Source organism: Pseudovibrio sp. Ad46, from assembly GCF_001623065.1.
GTDB lineage: Bacteria > Pseudomonadota > Alphaproteobacteria > Rhizobiales > Stappiaceae > Pseudovibrio.
On record NZ_LMCG01000046.1, the window covers coordinates 150,202 to 165,348 of the forward strand.

A 15,147-nucleotide genomic window follows, 5' to 3' on the forward strand; every position below is an offset into this window, starting at 1 on the left:
TACATAAAAATTTATCGATAAAAAGTAGCTTACGTTTGAGTAAGTTACCTCGCATGACGTGATGCATGTCACACTCATACGTCTGTCAACACAAAAAATATGAGGGTGACACTCATTTTATAGTGAAAATATATCACCAAGGTGCCGTTTAGGTCATATATTTACCTTAAAAGTGACCACACAACGGCAAATCAGGGCAATCAAAGTGGATAATAGTGTCAGTTGAAGAGAACAAATCCGGAAATTTAGAAATGAGGAATCCAGCGTCTGTGCGCACTTAATGGTTTAATCAAACTAAGCTGATGAACCTCAGATTGCTTACTCTAAGTAAATACCCCGACCTACTTTTGTAGATCGGGGCATTAAGAGATCGGCATTTACGGCAGGTGGTTCAGAGGCGCTAACCTCCGGGCCTACTGCGAATGTTCTCAGGCAGCCATGTGGCGATCTCAGGGAACGCGATCAGAACAAAGACCATCGCGACCATGATCAGGAACATCGGGAACGCTGCCCGCGCAATGAACCCCATCTGATAGTTGGTCATGCCTTGCAGTACGAACAGATTAAACCCGATCGGCGGCGTGATCTGCGCCATCTCAACCACCACCACGATGAAGATACCAAACCAGATCAGGTCAATGCCCGCCTGACGGATCATAGGCTCCACCACAGCCATGGTCAGCACCACAGAAGAAATGCCATCCAGGAACATGCCGAGGATCACGTAGAACACCAGCAGCACCATCAGCAGCTCAAAGCGGCTGAGCTCCAGCGTTGCGATCATGTCAGCCAGACCGCGCGGCAGACCTGTAAAGCCCATGGAAAGAGACAGGAACGCAGCGCCGGCAAGGATCAGTGCAATCATGGAGGAGGTATAGGTCGCCCCCATGAGGCTGCTTGTGAAACTCTTCCAGGACAGTGAGCCCTGCGACGCGGCGAGGATCAGACTTCCAATTACGCCAAAGGCTGCGGCTTCTGTCGCTGTGGCATAGCCAAGATACATGGAGCCGATCACAACAAGGATCAGCAGGATCACTGGCAACAGGAAGCGGGTGTTCTTCACCTTCTCAGCAAAACTCATCTCAGGTTCTGCTTTCGGATCCCATTTGGAAGAGACTTTAGAGGTGATCGCCACATACGCCATGAACATGCCAGCCAGCACGATACCCGGCATAATACCTGCAAAGAACAGCTTGGAGATACTCTCATTGATGGTCACACCATAGACGATCAGCGTCAGGGACGGCGGGATCATCAGACCCAGCGTTGCAGCGCCGGCCAGCGTGCCAATGATCATCTTTTCCGGATAATCACGCTTACGCAGCTCTGGGATGGACATCTTTCCAACGGTGGTCAGTGTGGCAGCTGAGGAGCCGGAGACCGCTGCGAAGACAGTACAGCCAACGATATTGGTGTGAACCAGACCTCCGGGAAGGCGGGCCATCCAAGGGGCAAGACCGCGGAACATATCTTCCGATAATCGGGTTCGATACAGGATTTCACCCATCCAGATGAACAGCGGCAGCGCCGTCAGTGTCCAGGAGGAGGACGCCGACCAGATGGTCGTCAACATCACGTCGCCAACAGGGCGGGTGGTGAACAGTTCCATGCCAACCCATGCCACACCCATAAGTGCCAGACCGACCCAGACGCCGGTGCCAAGCAAGGTGAACATGACAAACAGGAACAGAATGATAATGCTTATATTTTCCATTGCTCTTATTCTCCGGCAACTGCTTCTTCAAGTTCAGGCGCAATACGGTGCTTGCCAGTGAATATGAGTTGAAGGAGGTGGTCTGTGAGAGCAATCGCAAGGATCAAGGCACCAAGGAACATGAAGCCCTGTGGGATCCAAAGCGGTGTGCGGTCTTGTCCCTGACTGATGTCATTGAACTTGTGAGACCAGTAAACGAAACGGTAGGCGTAGTACACGAAGTACCAGATCGTGGCGGAGCCAATGGCAAAACACCAGATTTCCAGAATGCGCTGTGCTGTCTTGCCCAGCATTTGGTGCAGGATGGATACGCGAATATGGATGCCCTTGTTCAAGGCATTGGCAAATGCAAGGAAACTGGCGGCGGCCATGGCATAGCCTGCATATTCTGCGGCGCCCGGAAAGACCTCTCCCGTCCAACGTGCCAGCATCTGCACGACAATCAGTCCGAGGATGGCAATCAGACAAAGCGCGGAAAGAACTCCAGCTGTCTTGTAGATCCCATCCAGCCCTAAGCGCAGTGCGCGTGTCAGCTTCATTGTTCTCCCCCTCGAAAAAAGAAAAGCCGGAGTTCCAAAAGGTTCTCCGGCTTTTGCGTGCTTATTTCATTGCTTTGAAGGTGCTGACAACAGCCTTGCCATCGTCACCAGCAGCTTCAAGCCATTCTGCAGTCATGGTTGCACCAATTTCCTGCAGGTCAGCTTTCATCTGGTCACTACCCTTTTCAACCTTCATGCCGCCTTCACGCAGGCCATCAAGGGTGAAGTTTGTGTAGTCGATAGAACGCTTGAGGCCAGCTGCTTCTGCCGTTGCCGCACAGCCCTGAATGATGCCTTTGTTCTTTTCAGAAACACCAGACCACACATCAGAGTTTACGAGCATGTAGTTGCGTGGCAGCCATGCATCCACTTCGTAGAAGTAGTTGAGGCTTTCCCAAACTTTACGATCGTAACCAGTTGCACCGGAGGAGACCATGGAGTCAGCAACACCGGTTGCAAACGCCTGAGAGATTTCAGCAGCTTCAATGGAAACTGGCAGCATGCCTGTCAGCTCAGCAAGACGCGCAGTTGCGGTGTTGTAAGAGCGGAACTTGATGCCTTCCATGTCAGCAACAGAGTTGACTGCATTTTTGAAGTACAGACCCTGAGGAGGCCATGGCACGGAATACAGCAGGGTCAGGTTCTGTTCACCAAGAACCTTTTCAAGCGCCGGCTTTGCAGCAGTCCAAAGCTTTGCCGCATCATCAAAAGATGTTGCGAGGAATGGAACGGAATCCACACCGAACAGGGCATTTTCGTTCTGGTGACCGGAAAGCAGACGCTCACCGATTGGCACCTGACCGGTCTGAACTGCGCGCTTGATGTCGCCGCCCTTAAACAGTGAGCCGCCCGGGTGAGTGGTTACTTCGATTTCACCACCAGTGCCAGACGTAATACAAGCTGCAAATTCAGCGCCCGTTACTGAATGGAAATTGGACCCTGAGTACGCCATTGGCAGGTCCCATTTTTCCGCAGAAGCAGCAGTTGCCCCCAACGCCATAGCGGAAACACTCAAGGTGACCAGTAGACTAGACTTCTTCATATGTTCTCTCCTCCAAGAAAATTAGTGATGCCCTCAATTAAATCTTTGCGGATCGTAAGGGCTTATATCGTTATTGGGGCGTTTACCGCTGATCAGATCAGAGACCAGCCGCCCGGTTTTTGGACCGCCCGTCAGGCCGATGTGGTGGTGCCCAAACGCTGCATAAACACCGCTTTTGCCCACTTCACCGATGAGGGGGAGACTGTCCGATGGCGCAGGGCGGAAGCCCAACCATTCTTCTTCGCTTGATGCTTCCAGATGCGGGAAGCTCTCGCGAACCTTTTTCCGTAATAGAGCCAGAGGAGCCTTGGAAGCACCAGCTTCCAGCCCGCCAAACTCAACAACACCCGCACAGCGCAATCCCTGTGCCATTGGTGTTGCCACGAACTTGCCGGAGGCGACCATGATTGGTTGGCTCGGCTGCTCGCTCGGGTTCTTGAATAAAATATGGTAACCGCGCTCGGCTTCCAGCGGTACGCTGATGCCAAGCTTATTCATCAAAGGCTTGGACCAGACGCCCGTTGCCAGAACGGCACGATCACACTCAAAACGTCCTCTGTCAGTCATGACAGCTGAAATCGAACCGCCTGACAGATCGAAATCCTTCACTTCGGCCTGCACAAACATGCCGCCCATCTCTTTGAAAATCTGCACCAGATCCTGAACATACGCACCCGGGTCCTGAATAAACCCGTGATCACGCATCAACGCCAGCAGTTTGATGTTCCTGGCAAGGATTGGTTCCATCTCGTGAACGGCGTCACCTTCAATCAATTCCGGCACAAACCCGGCTTTGCGACGCAGTTCCCAGGTGTATGCGTCTGCTTCAAAGGCGGCTCTGTCGTTGTAGGCAAAGCTGTAGGTGCTTTCCTGCAGCCATTTAGCCGCGCTGGTTCCGTCCACCAATGCATGGTGCTGGTCCACACTGTCACCAACAATCGGCGTCAGCCCCTGCGCAATGCGGCGGGTTTCCTTATCCGTTGCGTGCGACAGATAACGTGCCAGCCAGCCCGCCAGCTTCGGCAGGTAGCTCCAACGCAGGAACAGCGGAAAGTTTGGATCCAGCAGAAGCTTTGGGCCTTTCAGGATCAAACCCGGCGCTGTGACTGGCGCCACGGAGCAGCTGGCCAGAACACATGCATTGCCAAAGGATGCACCCATGCCGGGCTCACCCTTATCGATGAGGGTCACATCATGACCCTCACGCTTCAACCATAAAGCTGCTGATACACCAACGATCCCTGCACCGATGACGACGACATTATTTTTATTCATGCAGCCCCCAGCACCGCACTCTTGGAAATCGCATAGTGCTCAACTTTCTCCAGATCCGGTCGGCCTCCCAAGCCTGCCGTTTGCGGAACGATCACATCGCCGCCTCTGGTTTCAAATGGCGTTTCCATAAGGTCTTCTACTAGGAAGTATTTTGCCTGATAAAACTCACAAGCTAAAGTGATTTCTGGCGTTGCAGCAATCATATGCGTTCCGGCAAGGTGGGCGAGGCCGGATTCAAACATGTCGCCGCCATAAGCACTCATACCTGCAGTTGCAGCCATGCGGGCCACGGTTTGAGCCCGAGTCAAGCCTCCACTCTTCATTATTTTGACTGAAACACCGTCAGCTATCCCCATGTTAATCGCGGTCAGCATATCTTCTGGCCCAAAGATGCTTTCGTCCGCAAGAAGCGGCACATCGATGGAATTTCGGATAGTTGCCATAAGTTCCCGAAGGTTATGCGCAACCGGCTGTTCGATAAAATCTGGTTGAAAACTCGCGATGTCGCGAACGCACGCTAGGGCACTATCGTGGTGTAAACCCTGATTGTAGTCCACGCGGATGGAAAACTCAGGATAGCTCATGCGTAGGCGCTCCATACGCATCATATCAAACTCATGACCCTTGAAGCCTGTTTTGAGCTTGATGATGCGCACACCATCCTCTTTCAAACGTTCCATCAATGCTAAATCACGATCGAAATCAGGATCAGCAATAGAACAGGAAAGAGGAATCGTATCGCGACATTTGCCACCCAGAAGCGCCCAGACCGGCAAATCAGAGATTCGGCCCTGCAGGTCGAGCAATGCTGTTTCCAGAGCTGCTTTCGCCTCGGTACAATGAGCAACCGCCTTTTGGGCGTCCTTCATGATCGTGGCGCGTTCACCAATGGTGCGGCCAACAACAAGCGGACGGATGTAGCGGTCGAGCGCCGCAAAGGTGGCTTCTGCAGAACCGGTGAAGACAGACCACGGCGAGGCTTCCCCCCAACCGGTTTCGCCCCCCTCCGCCGTTAAGCGGAGGATGACAATATCAACGGCGTGTTCAACAGAACCAATGCCATGGTCGCGGCGGGCGTTCACTGGCAACTGTACGTGCCAGACATCCATTCCAACGATCTTTTGGCCAGTGATTTTCTGTTCAGCTTTCATGGCTCTTATCCCATCCAGCGACGTACAGGGGCGTTTGCTTCTTCAAGAGGCTGCGTCACAACATCAATCAGCGTTGGACCGTCATGTTCGATTGCCTCTTTGAGCACACGCTCCAGATCATCAGGATTTTCAACGCGCCAACTCTTCACACCATAAGCAGCGGCAACAGCGGCCTGATCAGTGCGGTTGAAGTCTACATTGTAGTAGCGCGCATCTGTGTCTGCATACTGGCTCGCTTTAATCCAGCCGTAGCTGGAGTTGGAGAACACGATGTACGTGATTGGCGCACGGGAGCGGCACACGGTCTCCAGCTCACCACAGGTAAAGCCGAAGGAGCCATCACCCATCATGGCAACCACTTTGCTGGTTGGGCGGCCATACCATGCACCCAGCGCAGCAGAGAGTGAGTAACCCAATGCGCCATGTGCGCGGTTGGTGATGAAGTAACGACCAGACTGCGGCAGCTGGTAATAAGCAGAGAAGTACGGGCAGGAGGTGCCCGGATCGGAGATCACTGTGGCATCAACCGGCAACACCTTCATCATCGCATCGATCACCCGTTCAGGACGGATCGGTGCTTCACCGCTTTGAGCCAGCTTGTTGAAGATCTCAAACTTGCGTTTCTTGATGTCTGCAACAGCAGCTGCACCGCCGAAAGTGTCAGCGCCCTGATCGCGTTTATCCAGAACAGCGTTGACCTGCGCAAGGGAAAGCTTGAGGTCACCAACAACGCCAACTTCCACTTCGTAGTTCGCACCGATCACCATCGGGTCGTTGTCGAAGTGAACAACACGGGTCTTAGCAGATGGCGCTTCCCAGCGGGAAGTGGTGGTGGAGCCGGCACGAGCCCCCATGAACACCACAAGGTCCGCATTGGCCATGGCTTCCCATGTCTCGTCCGTTCCGCCATTGGACCCGACTACACCGACACAGTTTGGATGGGTTTCAGCCAGTGAACCCTGACCGGAGATAGACGTGGCAACCGGAATGTCGAGACGGGATGCCAGACGCTCCAGTTCATCCATAGCACCAGCAATCACAACACCGCCGCCGCACACAATAAGCGGTTTCTTCGCAGAAAGGATTGCATCAACCGCAGCTTCAGCGGCACCTGGAGCAGGGGCCTGAGGGTAAGCCGGATATGACGTCAGTTGCTGATCTGCCCAGATGTCAGTGGCATCGACCGCATCATACTGAATATCGTAGGGCAGGCCGAGATGAGCCGCACCGGAGCGACCGGTTGTCATGGCACGGAAGGCTTTACGAACCATCCGCGGAATGTGGTCAGCGCGCTTGATCACGGTGTTCCACTTGGTCAGCGGACGCATCAGCGCTTCCTGATCCACTTCGGTCAGTGGGTACTTGCCGTAGGATCCAACAGAAATGTCTGTCGTAATGCCAAGCACAGCATAAGAGCTTTCAGAGGCTTCGATCAGACCCGGCAAAATGTAGGTTGCGCCACCACCGGACGGCCCCTCACACACACCCGGACGTCCGGTCACTCGTGAATACGCATCGGCCATGTAAGTGGCGCAGCGCTCATCACGGGTCAAAACGTGGGTCATCTTGTGATCAAGCTTATACATCGCGTCATAAAACGGCAGTGTTGTATCGCCGCAAAGACCGAAAATGTGCTGGACGCCCTGCGCCTCCAGCATTTTTACCATGGCTTCTGCACCATTCATCTTATTCGTCACAGTGTCACCTATCAGACCCGTCCCACCTGTTAAGCAGGCAATTTACTAAACCCGAAGAATGCAGAATCGATTGCACTCAAAATTGTATACAGCACCATATTCAATATTGAGCGCAGGTCAAATGGAATGTACAGTTCATCTATGACGTGGTAAGTGCTGAGCCAATTTTTGGGGCCTGCGACGGCAGGATTGAGAGCGATTTTGGAATGACAAAAGCTGATAGCAACGTGGACCGCATCTACGAAAAACTACGGAAAATGGCGGCCTATTTCGAACTTAAGCCGGATGCCCGTATCAACGAGAGTGCGTTATCCACAGAGTTGGGCGCAAGCCGGACACCGCTGCGCGAGGCGTTGAATCGACTCGTGGCAGAAGGCTTCCTCACGTTCCAGAGTGGCCGCGGTTTCTTTTGCCGCCCCCTGAGCCCGAAGCTTATTCTCGATCTTTATGAAGCGCGTGTCGCCATTGAGACGGAGATTGTCCGCCTTGTTTGCCGCCGGGCCAGTGATGAAGAACTTCAGGACCTGATGGAGTTTTTGAAGTCCACTGAACCGGACTACGACAGCTGCGAAGACCCGATGGAGCTTTTGAGCATGGATGAGGCGTATCACATGCGCATCGCTGCCTTGTCTCAAAGCAACGAGCTGGTCCGCATTCTGGAAAACCTGAATGACCGCGTGCGTTACATCCGTCTTGTCGACTTGAAATACCTACGCGGCAAGACACCTGTTTCCACGCAGGAGGAAGCCCAGCTTTCGGCCCACCGTGTGGTGCTGACCGCCCTGATCAACCGGGACGAGGACAAAGCCGTTTCCACCATGCGTCACCATATTGAACGACGCCGCGATGAAGCAACAGAGGCGGTACGCATCGCCTATTCGCAGCTCTACGTTCCAGCAGATTAACGCGAGTACCAAAAGCAAAGCAGGTCGCAGGTCCCCAACACTTAACCTGCTTTGCCCTCCAATTTTATAGAAGAGGTTTTGAATTATGTCCGTTGAGTATGGAGGCAAGACCGTATTTGGTGCCTCAGTCGGCATTCTCATGCTGGAAACCAAGTTCCCGCGCATTTACGGCGACATCGGCAATGCCCAGACATGGCCGTTTCCAGTGCATTATCGCGTGGTCCGCGGTGCGACCCCAAACAAGGTGGTGCGCAATGATCCGCGTGAGCTGTTGGACCTGTTTGTTGAAGCTGGCCGCGATCTGGTGCGGACCGGCTGTGACGGCATCACCACCAACTGCGGTTTTCTGGCTCTCATTCAGGACGAGGTGAAGGAAGCGCTTGGCGTGCCCGTCGCAACGTCTTCCTTGATGCAGATCCCAAGCGTGCAGCAGCTTCTGCCGAAGAATAAGCGTGTAGGCGTCATCACCATTTCCAAAGAAACACTGACCAAAGAGCACCTGAAAGCGGCAGGCGCACCGGAAGACACGGTGATTGTAGGCACAGATGGTCTGCGCAACTTCACCCGCGAAGTGCTGGATGACTATGACGCCATCAACTTTGAAGATGCCCGTCTGGATCTGTTGGACGCTGCCGCAGAATTGGTGACCAAAAACGAGGGCATTGGCGCCATCGTTCTGGAATGCACCAATATGGTGCCCTACGCCAATGACATCCGCAAACTCACCGGATTGCCCGTCTATTCCATCTACACGTTCGTGAACTGGTTCCAATCCGGTCTGGTTCCGCGTAAGTTCCCGCTGGAACTGGATGACCCGCGTTTGAATTTAGCGACCTACGGAAATTAATCGATGTCGAAGCCTAGTCAGATTGAACAGATAAACACAAACGGCCTCGTTTTGCTTGGCTGCGGAAAGATGGGCTCAGCCATGCTGAAGGGCTGGCTGGAAGCAGGCGTTTTGCCTTCCAGCACAACTGTGATTGATCCTTATCCATCTGACTGGTTGCGGTCATTGGAAGATCACGGCCTAAGCCTGAACAAGCAACTGCCAGCAGCTCCCGCAGTATGCATTCTGGCTGTGAAGCCACAGATGATGGGCGATGCAACCCCTCAAGTTGTGGCGTTAGGCGGTGGCAGCACCGTTTTCATTTCTGTTGCAGCGGGCACAAACCTGACCACACTTCTTTCTCTGGTGGGTGAGGGCAGCCCGATCATCCGCGCCATGCCAAACACACCGGCAGCTATTGGACGCGGCATCACCGCGCTCATTCCAAACAGCCATTGCTCTGAAGATAATCTGGCTATGGCACAGGAACTGCTCGCCGCTGTCGGGCAGACCGTCGTGCTGGAGAACGAAAGCCAAATGGATGCTGTGACAGCAGTCTCCGGCTCTGGACCTGCCTATGTGTTCCACCTGATCGAGTGCCTCGCCAAAGCAGGCGCAGAGCAAGGGCTGCCGGAAGAGCTGGCGATGCAACTGGCTAAAGCCACCGTTGGCGGAGCAGGACAGCTGGCAGAAGATGCCAGCGACGACCCTACCCAGCTGCGCATCAATGTGACATCTCCAAACGGCACCACAGCCGCGGCGCTCGATGTGCTTATGAACGAAGAGGACGGCATGCCGCCACTTCTTTCCCGCGCTGTTGCAGCTGCCAAAAAACGCAGTGAAGAGCTGGCCTAGTCTCCTGCGTTATCACAAGATATGAAACCCCGCTTTCCATCAGGACGGCGGGGTTTTCTTTTGCTCTGACACACTCTCAAGACTTTGGGCTTGACCAATTTCAATTATTATATAACCATACGGTTATGCAACAGGTGAACCAGACACCCCAACCAGAAAACCTTGATGCCGTGTTTGCAGCACTGGCCGATCCAACGCGCCGTGCAATCCTGACACGGCTCGCCAATGGAGACGCATCGGTCAACGAGCTGGCTGAGCCATTTTGCATGAGCCAGCCTGCCGTCTCAAAGCATCTGAGGGTTCTGGAACGGGCAGGGCTGGTTGAACGCGCCATAGACAAGCAACGCCGCCCGGCACGGCTCAAAGCTGAGCCCATGCGTGAGGCGGTTAAATGGCTGGAAGAGTTTAGCAAGTTCTGGTCATCCAGCTTTGATCAGCTGGATGATCTTCTGGAGGAATTGATGAAATCCGAAAGTTGAGGAGGGAATTGGAATGAGTGAACTACCAACCTATGTACTGGAACGCACCTTTAACGCCCCGCGCGAGCTGGTTTGGCGCACATGGACCGAACCGGATCTTATTTCGCGCTGGTACGGCCCTAACGTGGAAAGCATCGTCCACCAGCTGGATGTCAAACAAGGCGGCCTTTGGCTGCATGAGATGAAGTGGGGAGACAATTCCAACTTCCAACGCGTTGAATATACAGAGGTCTCAAAACCTTCAAAACTGGTATGGCTGCACGCAACGTCTGACGCTGACTGGAATGTGATTGCCAGCCCGATGATGCAGGACTGGCCTCGTGTTTTGCTGACCACCGTCACCTTCGAGCAAGACGGCGACCAGACCAAAATGCGCCTCACATGGGTTCCCCATGACGCCACAGAGGCCGAGATAGCCTGCTTCGAGGCAGCCATCGGCGGCATGAACCAAGGCTGGAATGCCGGTATGGGCCTACTGGAAGAACTGCTCGCCGAGCTTCAGGCAAGTTTGACGGCGTAAGTTGTGGTGGAGACCTCTCCTCAGCCCCGACCTCTCCCTTGGAGGCGGGGTTTTTTCTTGCGCGGATTGTCGCATTCTGCCCCTCAGGCAACAGCTTATGCGCAGAAATGTGCCCTATCGGAAATAATATAAGTATTTGCTCTCATTATATTTTTGCATATTACCGAGCGGAATAGTTCAAAATTTAATTTGTTATTAGTAAGTGCACCATACCCCTAAAACTAACAGTGGTATTCTCAGAAAATACCCGCAGCGGAAAATAAGAATAGCAACGGGGCACTTATGCACTTTTCCGGAATTAACCTGACCACCAAAATAGCTTCAACCGTTTCATTTGCCATTGTCGTAACAATCGGTGTTCTTGTGCTGGCCGCAGACCTGTTACTCTGGGGTACGCTGAGCGATGAGGTGGACAAACGTCACAATATCAATCTTCGCATCGCGGCTGCACAGTTCCAGCAGGAACTCCCATCAGCAACCGTGAAGCTGGACCACAATTCTAATGTTGCCAAAATCATCACAAATGATCCTCTGAACTTCTCGGGGAACGATCTTGTTGACCAGATTGGGCATCTGACTGGCGAGACCGCAACTGTTTTTGTGTGGGATGACGCAACCCAGGATTACTGGCGCAAGACCACCAACATCAAAAACAAGAAGGGTGAACGCGCCGTCGATACACCACTCGGCAAGACTGGCAGTGTTTATCCAATTATCAAGTCTGGCAAGACCTTCCGCGGTGAAGCCGACATCCTCGGCATGGCCTATTACACGCTGTACCAGCCAATCTTTGACAGCAACAATCGCGTGATTGGTATTCTTTATGTGGGCGTTGAGAAGTCTCACATTGAAGCGCAGGTTGATAACGTCACCTGGAACCTGCTTTACGCCGCACTTGGACTGGGGCTTGTTCTTGTTCTGATGGCCTACTTCGGCTTCAAGTTCATGCTGAAGCCGATTCCTGTGATGACGAAGGCCCTGCGTGATTTGTCCGAGAACAAGCTGGACATCAAGATTGATTACTCCAAACGCACCGATGAAATCGGCGATATGGCACAGGCAATCGAAGTTCTGCGCCAGAACAACGTAGAGCGTATTCGCCTGCAAGAGCAAAGCGATGAGGAATCCGGTGCTCGCGAGGAACGTCAGAGCCGCATCGAGAACCTGTTGAGCCAGTTTGGTGCCGAAGTCACGCAAGCACTGCAGAGTGTGGATCAGCGTTCTGCGGAAATGGAACACACCGCCACCCGCCTGACCGGCATTGCAGAGGATTCTGCTCTGCGTTCCAACTCCGCTCGTGATGCCTCCGAAGAAGCCTCAGCCAATGTGCAGACGGTTGCGACCGCAGCTGAAGAACTGAGCGCCTCCATTGAAGAGATCAGCCGCCAGTTGGGTGAGACCAACCGTGTGGTGGGTGCCGCAACCAGTGGCGCAGAAGAAAGCAGCCAGAAGGTTCAGGCGCTTGACAGTGCTGCGCAAAAGATCGGCGAAGTCGTCAACCTCATCCGCGATATTGCGGAGCAGACCAACCTGCTGGCGCTCAACGCAACCATTGAAGCAGCACGTGCTGGTGAGATGGGCAAAGGCTTTGCAGTTGTGGCCTCCGAGGTTAAGGAGTTGGCAACCCAGACCTCCAAGGCAACCGAAGAAATCTCTGCGCAGATCTCAGGCATCCAGAACTCCTCCAAGGAAACCGTGGAAGCCATTGTTGGCATCAGCGACACCATGAGCGAAGTGAACAAACACGCCACCTCCATCGCCAATGCCGTTGAACAGCAGGGATCCGCGACCATGGAAATCAGCGAGAACGTTCAGATGGCAGCACAGGGTACTCGCAGCGCAGCACACAACGTGAGCGAGGTGTCAGTGAAAGTAACGGAAACGCAGGAAGCGGCCTCTCAGGTGCTTGACGCATCACAGGCAGTTGCATCCAACGCAGCGCTCCTGCGCAAAACCATCAACTCCTTTATGGATGATATTCGCGCCGCCTAAGCACTATGCCTCTTAGGAGCATAATGACTTGAAGAGGCCCTGCATTCCATTGGTGATGCAGGGCCTTTTACATTCAAACGAAATGATCATCGCCCGTTCACTCGCCTGTTTTTACAAGTGAGGCACTGATAGACCAGCTGGAGAACACATGAAAAACCTCAAATCGAAACTCCAGCTAATGGCCTGTACGTTGCTTGCGAGCGTGAGCTTATCACTGACGAGCGGTCATTTCACAGCGGCCTTAGCGTCTGATCAGGACCTGATTCTCATTGCTGCGCCATCCATTGCTGATACCTACGATGATCCCGAGTATGCAGCGCTGTTTCAGGATATCGTGGATTTCGACATCGCCTACGCAAATGCTGTTTATGGCAACGACGAGGTTCGGATCGTTGTGGATGCACAGACTCGGTCTTACTTCAAAGGCAAGGTGCCGGACGAGGTCCTTATCAATGACTATCTCCCGCATATTTGGGTGCGGGATTACACCGTCATCAACCCAGGTAAACCGGTTCAGTTCCGCTATACCCCTGTCACCTTTGAAGGTGATCAGGCGGTCGCAGATGAAATGCAGGGCGGCTTCAACGCCTTTGCCAATGCGAAGGGGCTGACATTTACTCAAACCGATTACCTGTTGGATGGCGGTAATATCGTTGATAACCACGCAGGCCGGGTGATCACCACAACGCGCTTTCTGGAAGACAATGACCTGTCCTATGAAGACGGCAAGGCAGTTTTGAAGGAGCTGCTGAACGCGAAAGAAGTTGCGATCTTGCCTCCCGATGAAGAGGTGATGGCTCACAGCGATGGCATGGTGATGTTTGCGGAAGATAACACCATCATCCTCAATCGCTATGACGCCCCCATGAGGACCGAGATCACCGAGGAACTGGAGGCATCTTTTCCAGGCATCAAGATTGTTGAAGTGGACGCCATGTGGGATGAAGCTGATCTGTCCAGCGCCTGCGGGGTCAACGTCAACGCGACGATGACCAGCAAATTCATCTACATGCCGCATTTTGGCGACCAGAACAGCGATGATGTGCTGGAGACCATCCAAGCCAACACCAGCAAGACGGTTATTCCGGTGCCAGCCAACAAAGTGTGTAAGCTGGGCGGCTCAGTGCGTTGCCTCACCCTTCAGCTGAAAGGCAAAGCAGCGCAGGCAATTCTGAAAGATTAGGTCAGCCAACACGGGTCACTGCTCTGCTGCACTCAGAAAATCTGGTTGATTGCATCCAGAAGGCCCAGTGTCGCTGTTAGCAGCAAAAAGCCACCTAACCCTGGCACAATCCAGTTGAACACCTTGCTTTCATCAAAGACCTGAAGCGAGATCTGCCCCAGAAAGCCGTAGGCTAAAAAGCAGATCAGAGCGATCAGGCCGATGGGTAGGAAAACAGAGCTCAACGCCCCAACGCTTGCTACAATTTCGCTGTTAACGAACTGCGGAAACAACGCCACAAAAAACAGGATTGCTTTTGGGTTGAAGAAGGCAATCAGAAAACCAGTCTGAAATCCCTCTGTCGCTTTGGAAAGCTGTTTTTCCAGTCCCGCAGTATCCAACCGAAAGCTGCTGCCGTGTCGAATAAAGATGTATCCGATATAGGCGATATACAGCGCTCCAACCGCCTGCACTGTGAGCAGAACCCGAGGTTCCAGCGAGACCACGGAGCGGAAGGCGAAAAAGGCAATCAGGGCTTGCCCTAAAGAGGCGGTGACATTCCCCAGTGCGGGCGGAACAACCCCGTTCACGCCGCCCCGGGCGCCTTCAGCAAACGCAAGCGCCATGCTGGGGCCGGGGATGATCGACACAGAGAAAATAGCTATGCAATACAAGATGAGTTGGTCTGCACTCATTTAAATTCTTTCAATAACGTTCTGGCGATTGTTCGCAGTGTTGTCGTGACTGATCACACCTGTTTGAATCACCTCTCCAATTTTAAAACCTTCATGGATGTAGTCATCAATAACTTTTTGGCCTTCTCCCTTTTTCAGGAGTCTGACAATATGGCCCATGAACACGTCCCCCAAAATGGAAAGACACTATTCATGTTCACCCTCAATAATCAGGGTGTCATCTACTAAATCTTGCAGTGTCGAAATCTGAGCAGCATCCACGTCTCCTGCGTCGAGCATGGCTTGGAGACGGTCT

Annotated in this window: 15 protein-coding genes; 7 read left to right on the forward strand and 8 right to left on the reverse strand. The window is 53.2% G+C overall.

Annotated features, from left to right (window positions below):
• Positions 1-400: 400 nt before the first annotated feature.
• From PsAD46_RS11855 to PsAD46_RS11880, 6 genes are all read right to left on the reverse strand, one after another.
• The gene (locus tag PsAD46_RS11855) at positions 401-1,714 is read right to left on the reverse strand and encodes a TRAP transporter large permease subunit (protein ID WP_057461373.1); all 1,314 of its coding nucleotides are present in this window, start codon (positions 1,712-1,714) and stop codon (positions 401-403) included.
• 5 nt (positions 1,715-1,719) lie between these two features.
• On the reverse strand, positions 1,720-2,253 hold the full coding sequence (locus PsAD46_RS11860) for a TRAP transporter small permease (protein WP_057461374.1): 534 nt from the start codon (positions 2,251-2,253) through the stop codon (positions 1,720-1,722).
• A gap of 61 nt (positions 2,254-2,314) precedes the next feature.
• Positions 2,315-3,295 (reverse strand): TRAP transporter substrate-binding protein, encoded by a 981-nt coding sequence (locus PsAD46_RS11865; protein WP_063287563.1) that lies wholly within the window; start codon positions 3,293-3,295, stop codon positions 2,315-2,317.
• A gap of 33 nt (positions 3,296-3,328) precedes the next feature.
• On the reverse strand, positions 3,329-4,570 hold the full coding sequence (locus PsAD46_RS11870) for an FAD-binding oxidoreductase (protein ID WP_063306948.1): 1,242 nt from the start codon (positions 4,568-4,570) through the stop codon (positions 3,329-3,331).
• Positions 4,567-5,721 (reverse strand): enolase C-terminal domain-like protein, encoded by a 1,155-nt coding sequence (locus PsAD46_RS11875; protein WP_063306949.1) that lies wholly within the window; start codon positions 5,719-5,721, stop codon positions 4,567-4,569. The genes PsAD46_RS11870 and PsAD46_RS11875 overlap by 4 nt, the downstream gene beginning before the upstream one ends.
• Before the next feature lie 5 nt (positions 5,722-5,726).
• Positions 5,727-7,418, reverse strand: a complete 1,692-nt coding sequence (locus PsAD46_RS11880; RefSeq protein ID WP_063306950.1) for a thiamine pyrophosphate-binding protein — start codon at positions 7,416-7,418, stop codon at positions 5,727-5,729.
• Between the two features lie 206 nt (positions 7,419-7,624).
• Here PsAD46_RS11880 and PsAD46_RS11885 point away from each other — a divergent pair, with 206 nt between their 5' ends.
• The 7 genes from PsAD46_RS11885 (at position 7,625) to PsAD46_RS11915 (ending at position 14,178) form a co-directional block, all read left to right on the forward strand.
• Entirely contained in the window at positions 7,625-8,323 is a 699-nt protein-coding gene (locus PsAD46_RS11885) for a GntR family transcriptional regulator (protein WP_008551148.1), read from the forward strand.
• Between the two features lie 85 nt (positions 8,324-8,408).
• Positions 8,409-9,170 (forward strand): aspartate/glutamate racemase family protein, encoded by a 762-nt coding sequence (locus PsAD46_RS11890; protein ID WP_063306951.1) that lies wholly within the window; start codon positions 8,409-8,411, stop codon positions 9,168-9,170.
• 3 nt (positions 9,171-9,173) lie between these two features.
• Entirely contained in the window at positions 9,174-10,004 is an 831-nt protein-coding gene (gene proC, locus PsAD46_RS11895; protein ID WP_063306952.1) for a pyrroline-5-carboxylate reductase, read from the forward strand.
• Positions 10,005-10,129: 125 nt separating this feature from the next.
• On the forward strand, positions 10,130-10,483 hold the full coding sequence (locus PsAD46_RS11900) for a metalloregulator ArsR/SmtB family transcription factor (RefSeq protein WP_063306953.1): 354 nt from the start codon (positions 10,130-10,132) through the stop codon (positions 10,481-10,483).
• Between the two features lie 13 nt (positions 10,484-10,496).
• Positions 10,497-11,003 carry an SRPBCC domain-containing protein gene (locus PsAD46_RS11905; RefSeq protein ID WP_057461381.1) on the forward strand — a complete coding sequence of 169 codons (507 nt, stop codon included), beginning with the start codon at positions 10,497-10,499 and terminating at the stop codon, positions 11,001-11,003.
• Positions 11,004-11,285: 282 nt separating this feature from the next.
• Positions 11,286-12,995: a Cache 3/Cache 2 fusion domain-containing protein gene (locus tag PsAD46_RS11910; RefSeq protein ID WP_063306954.1), complete on the forward strand. Its 1,710-nt coding sequence runs from the start codon at positions 11,286-11,288 to the stop codon at positions 12,993-12,995.
• Positions 12,996-13,143: 148 nt separating this feature from the next.
• Positions 13,144-14,178: an agmatine deiminase family protein gene (locus tag PsAD46_RS11915; RefSeq protein ID WP_063306955.1), complete on the forward strand. Its 1,035-nt coding sequence runs from the start codon at positions 13,144-13,146 to the stop codon at positions 14,176-14,178.
• 32 nt (positions 14,179-14,210) lie between these two features.
• Here the strand turns inward: PsAD46_RS11915 and PsAD46_RS11920 are convergent, their stop codons facing one another.
• Together PsAD46_RS11920 and PsAD46_RS28130 are read right to left on the reverse strand one after the other, a co-directional pair.
• Complete coding sequence (locus tag PsAD46_RS11920) at positions 14,211-14,852, reverse strand: LysE family translocator (protein ID WP_063306956.1); 642 nt, start codon at positions 14,850-14,852, stop codon at positions 14,211-14,213.
• Positions 14,853-15,011, reverse strand: a complete 159-nt coding sequence (locus PsAD46_RS28130; protein WP_193776939.1) for a hypothetical protein — start codon at positions 15,009-15,011, stop codon at positions 14,853-14,855.
• Positions 15,012-15,147 lie beyond the last annotated feature (136 nt).

Bases quoted from the DNA above. Each gene is read 5' to 3' on its own strand.
- PsAD46_RS11870 (WP_063306948.1), bottom strand. From the start codon at position 4,570: ATGAATAAAAATAATGTCGTCGTCATCGGTGCAGGGATCGTTGGTGTA.
- PsAD46_RS11910 (WP_063306954.1), top strand. From the start codon at position 11,286: ATGCACTTTTCCGGAATTAACCTGACCACCAAAATAGCTTCAACCGTT.
- PsAD46_RS11855 (WP_057461373.1), bottom strand. From the start codon at position 1,714: ATGGAAAATATAAGCATTATCATTCTGTTCCTGTTTGTCATGTTCACC.
- PsAD46_RS11885 (WP_008551148.1), top strand. From the start codon at position 7,625: ATGACAAAAGCTGATAGCAACGTGGACCGCATCTACGAAAAACTACGG.
- PsAD46_RS11905 (WP_057461381.1), top strand. From the start codon at position 10,497: ATGAGTGAACTACCAACCTATGTACTGGAACGCACCTTTAACGCCCCG.
- PsAD46_RS28130 (WP_193776939.1), bottom strand. From the start codon at position 15,011: ATGGGCCATATTGTCAGACTCCTGAAAAAGGGAGAAGGCCAAAAAGTT.
- PsAD46_RS11920 (WP_063306956.1), bottom strand. From the start codon at position 14,852: ATGAGTGCAGACCAACTCATCTTGTATTGCATAGCTATTTTCTCTGTG.
- PsAD46_RS11865 (WP_063287563.1), bottom strand. From the start codon at position 3,295: ATGAAGAAGTCTAGTCTACTGGTCACCTTGAGTGTTTCCGCTATGGCG.
- PsAD46_RS11915 (WP_063306955.1), top strand. From the start codon at position 13,144: ATGAAAAACCTCAAATCGAAACTCCAGCTAATGGCCTGTACGTTGCTT.
- PsAD46_RS11900 (WP_063306953.1), top strand. From the start codon at position 10,130: ATGCAACAGGTGAACCAGACACCCCAACCAGAAAACCTTGATGCCGTG.
- proC (WP_063306952.1), top strand. From the start codon at position 9,174: ATGTCGAAGCCTAGTCAGATTGAACAGATAAACACAAACGGCCTCGTT.
- PsAD46_RS11860 (WP_057461374.1), bottom strand. From the start codon at position 2,253: ATGAAGCTGACACGCGCACTGCGCTTAGGGCTGGATGGGATCTACAAG.
- PsAD46_RS11875 (WP_063306949.1), bottom strand. From the start codon at position 5,721: ATGAAAGCTGAACAGAAAATCACTGGCCAAAAGATCGTTGGAATGGAT.
- PsAD46_RS11890 (WP_063306951.1), top strand. From the start codon at position 8,409: ATGTCCGTTGAGTATGGAGGCAAGACCGTATTTGGTGCCTCAGTCGGC.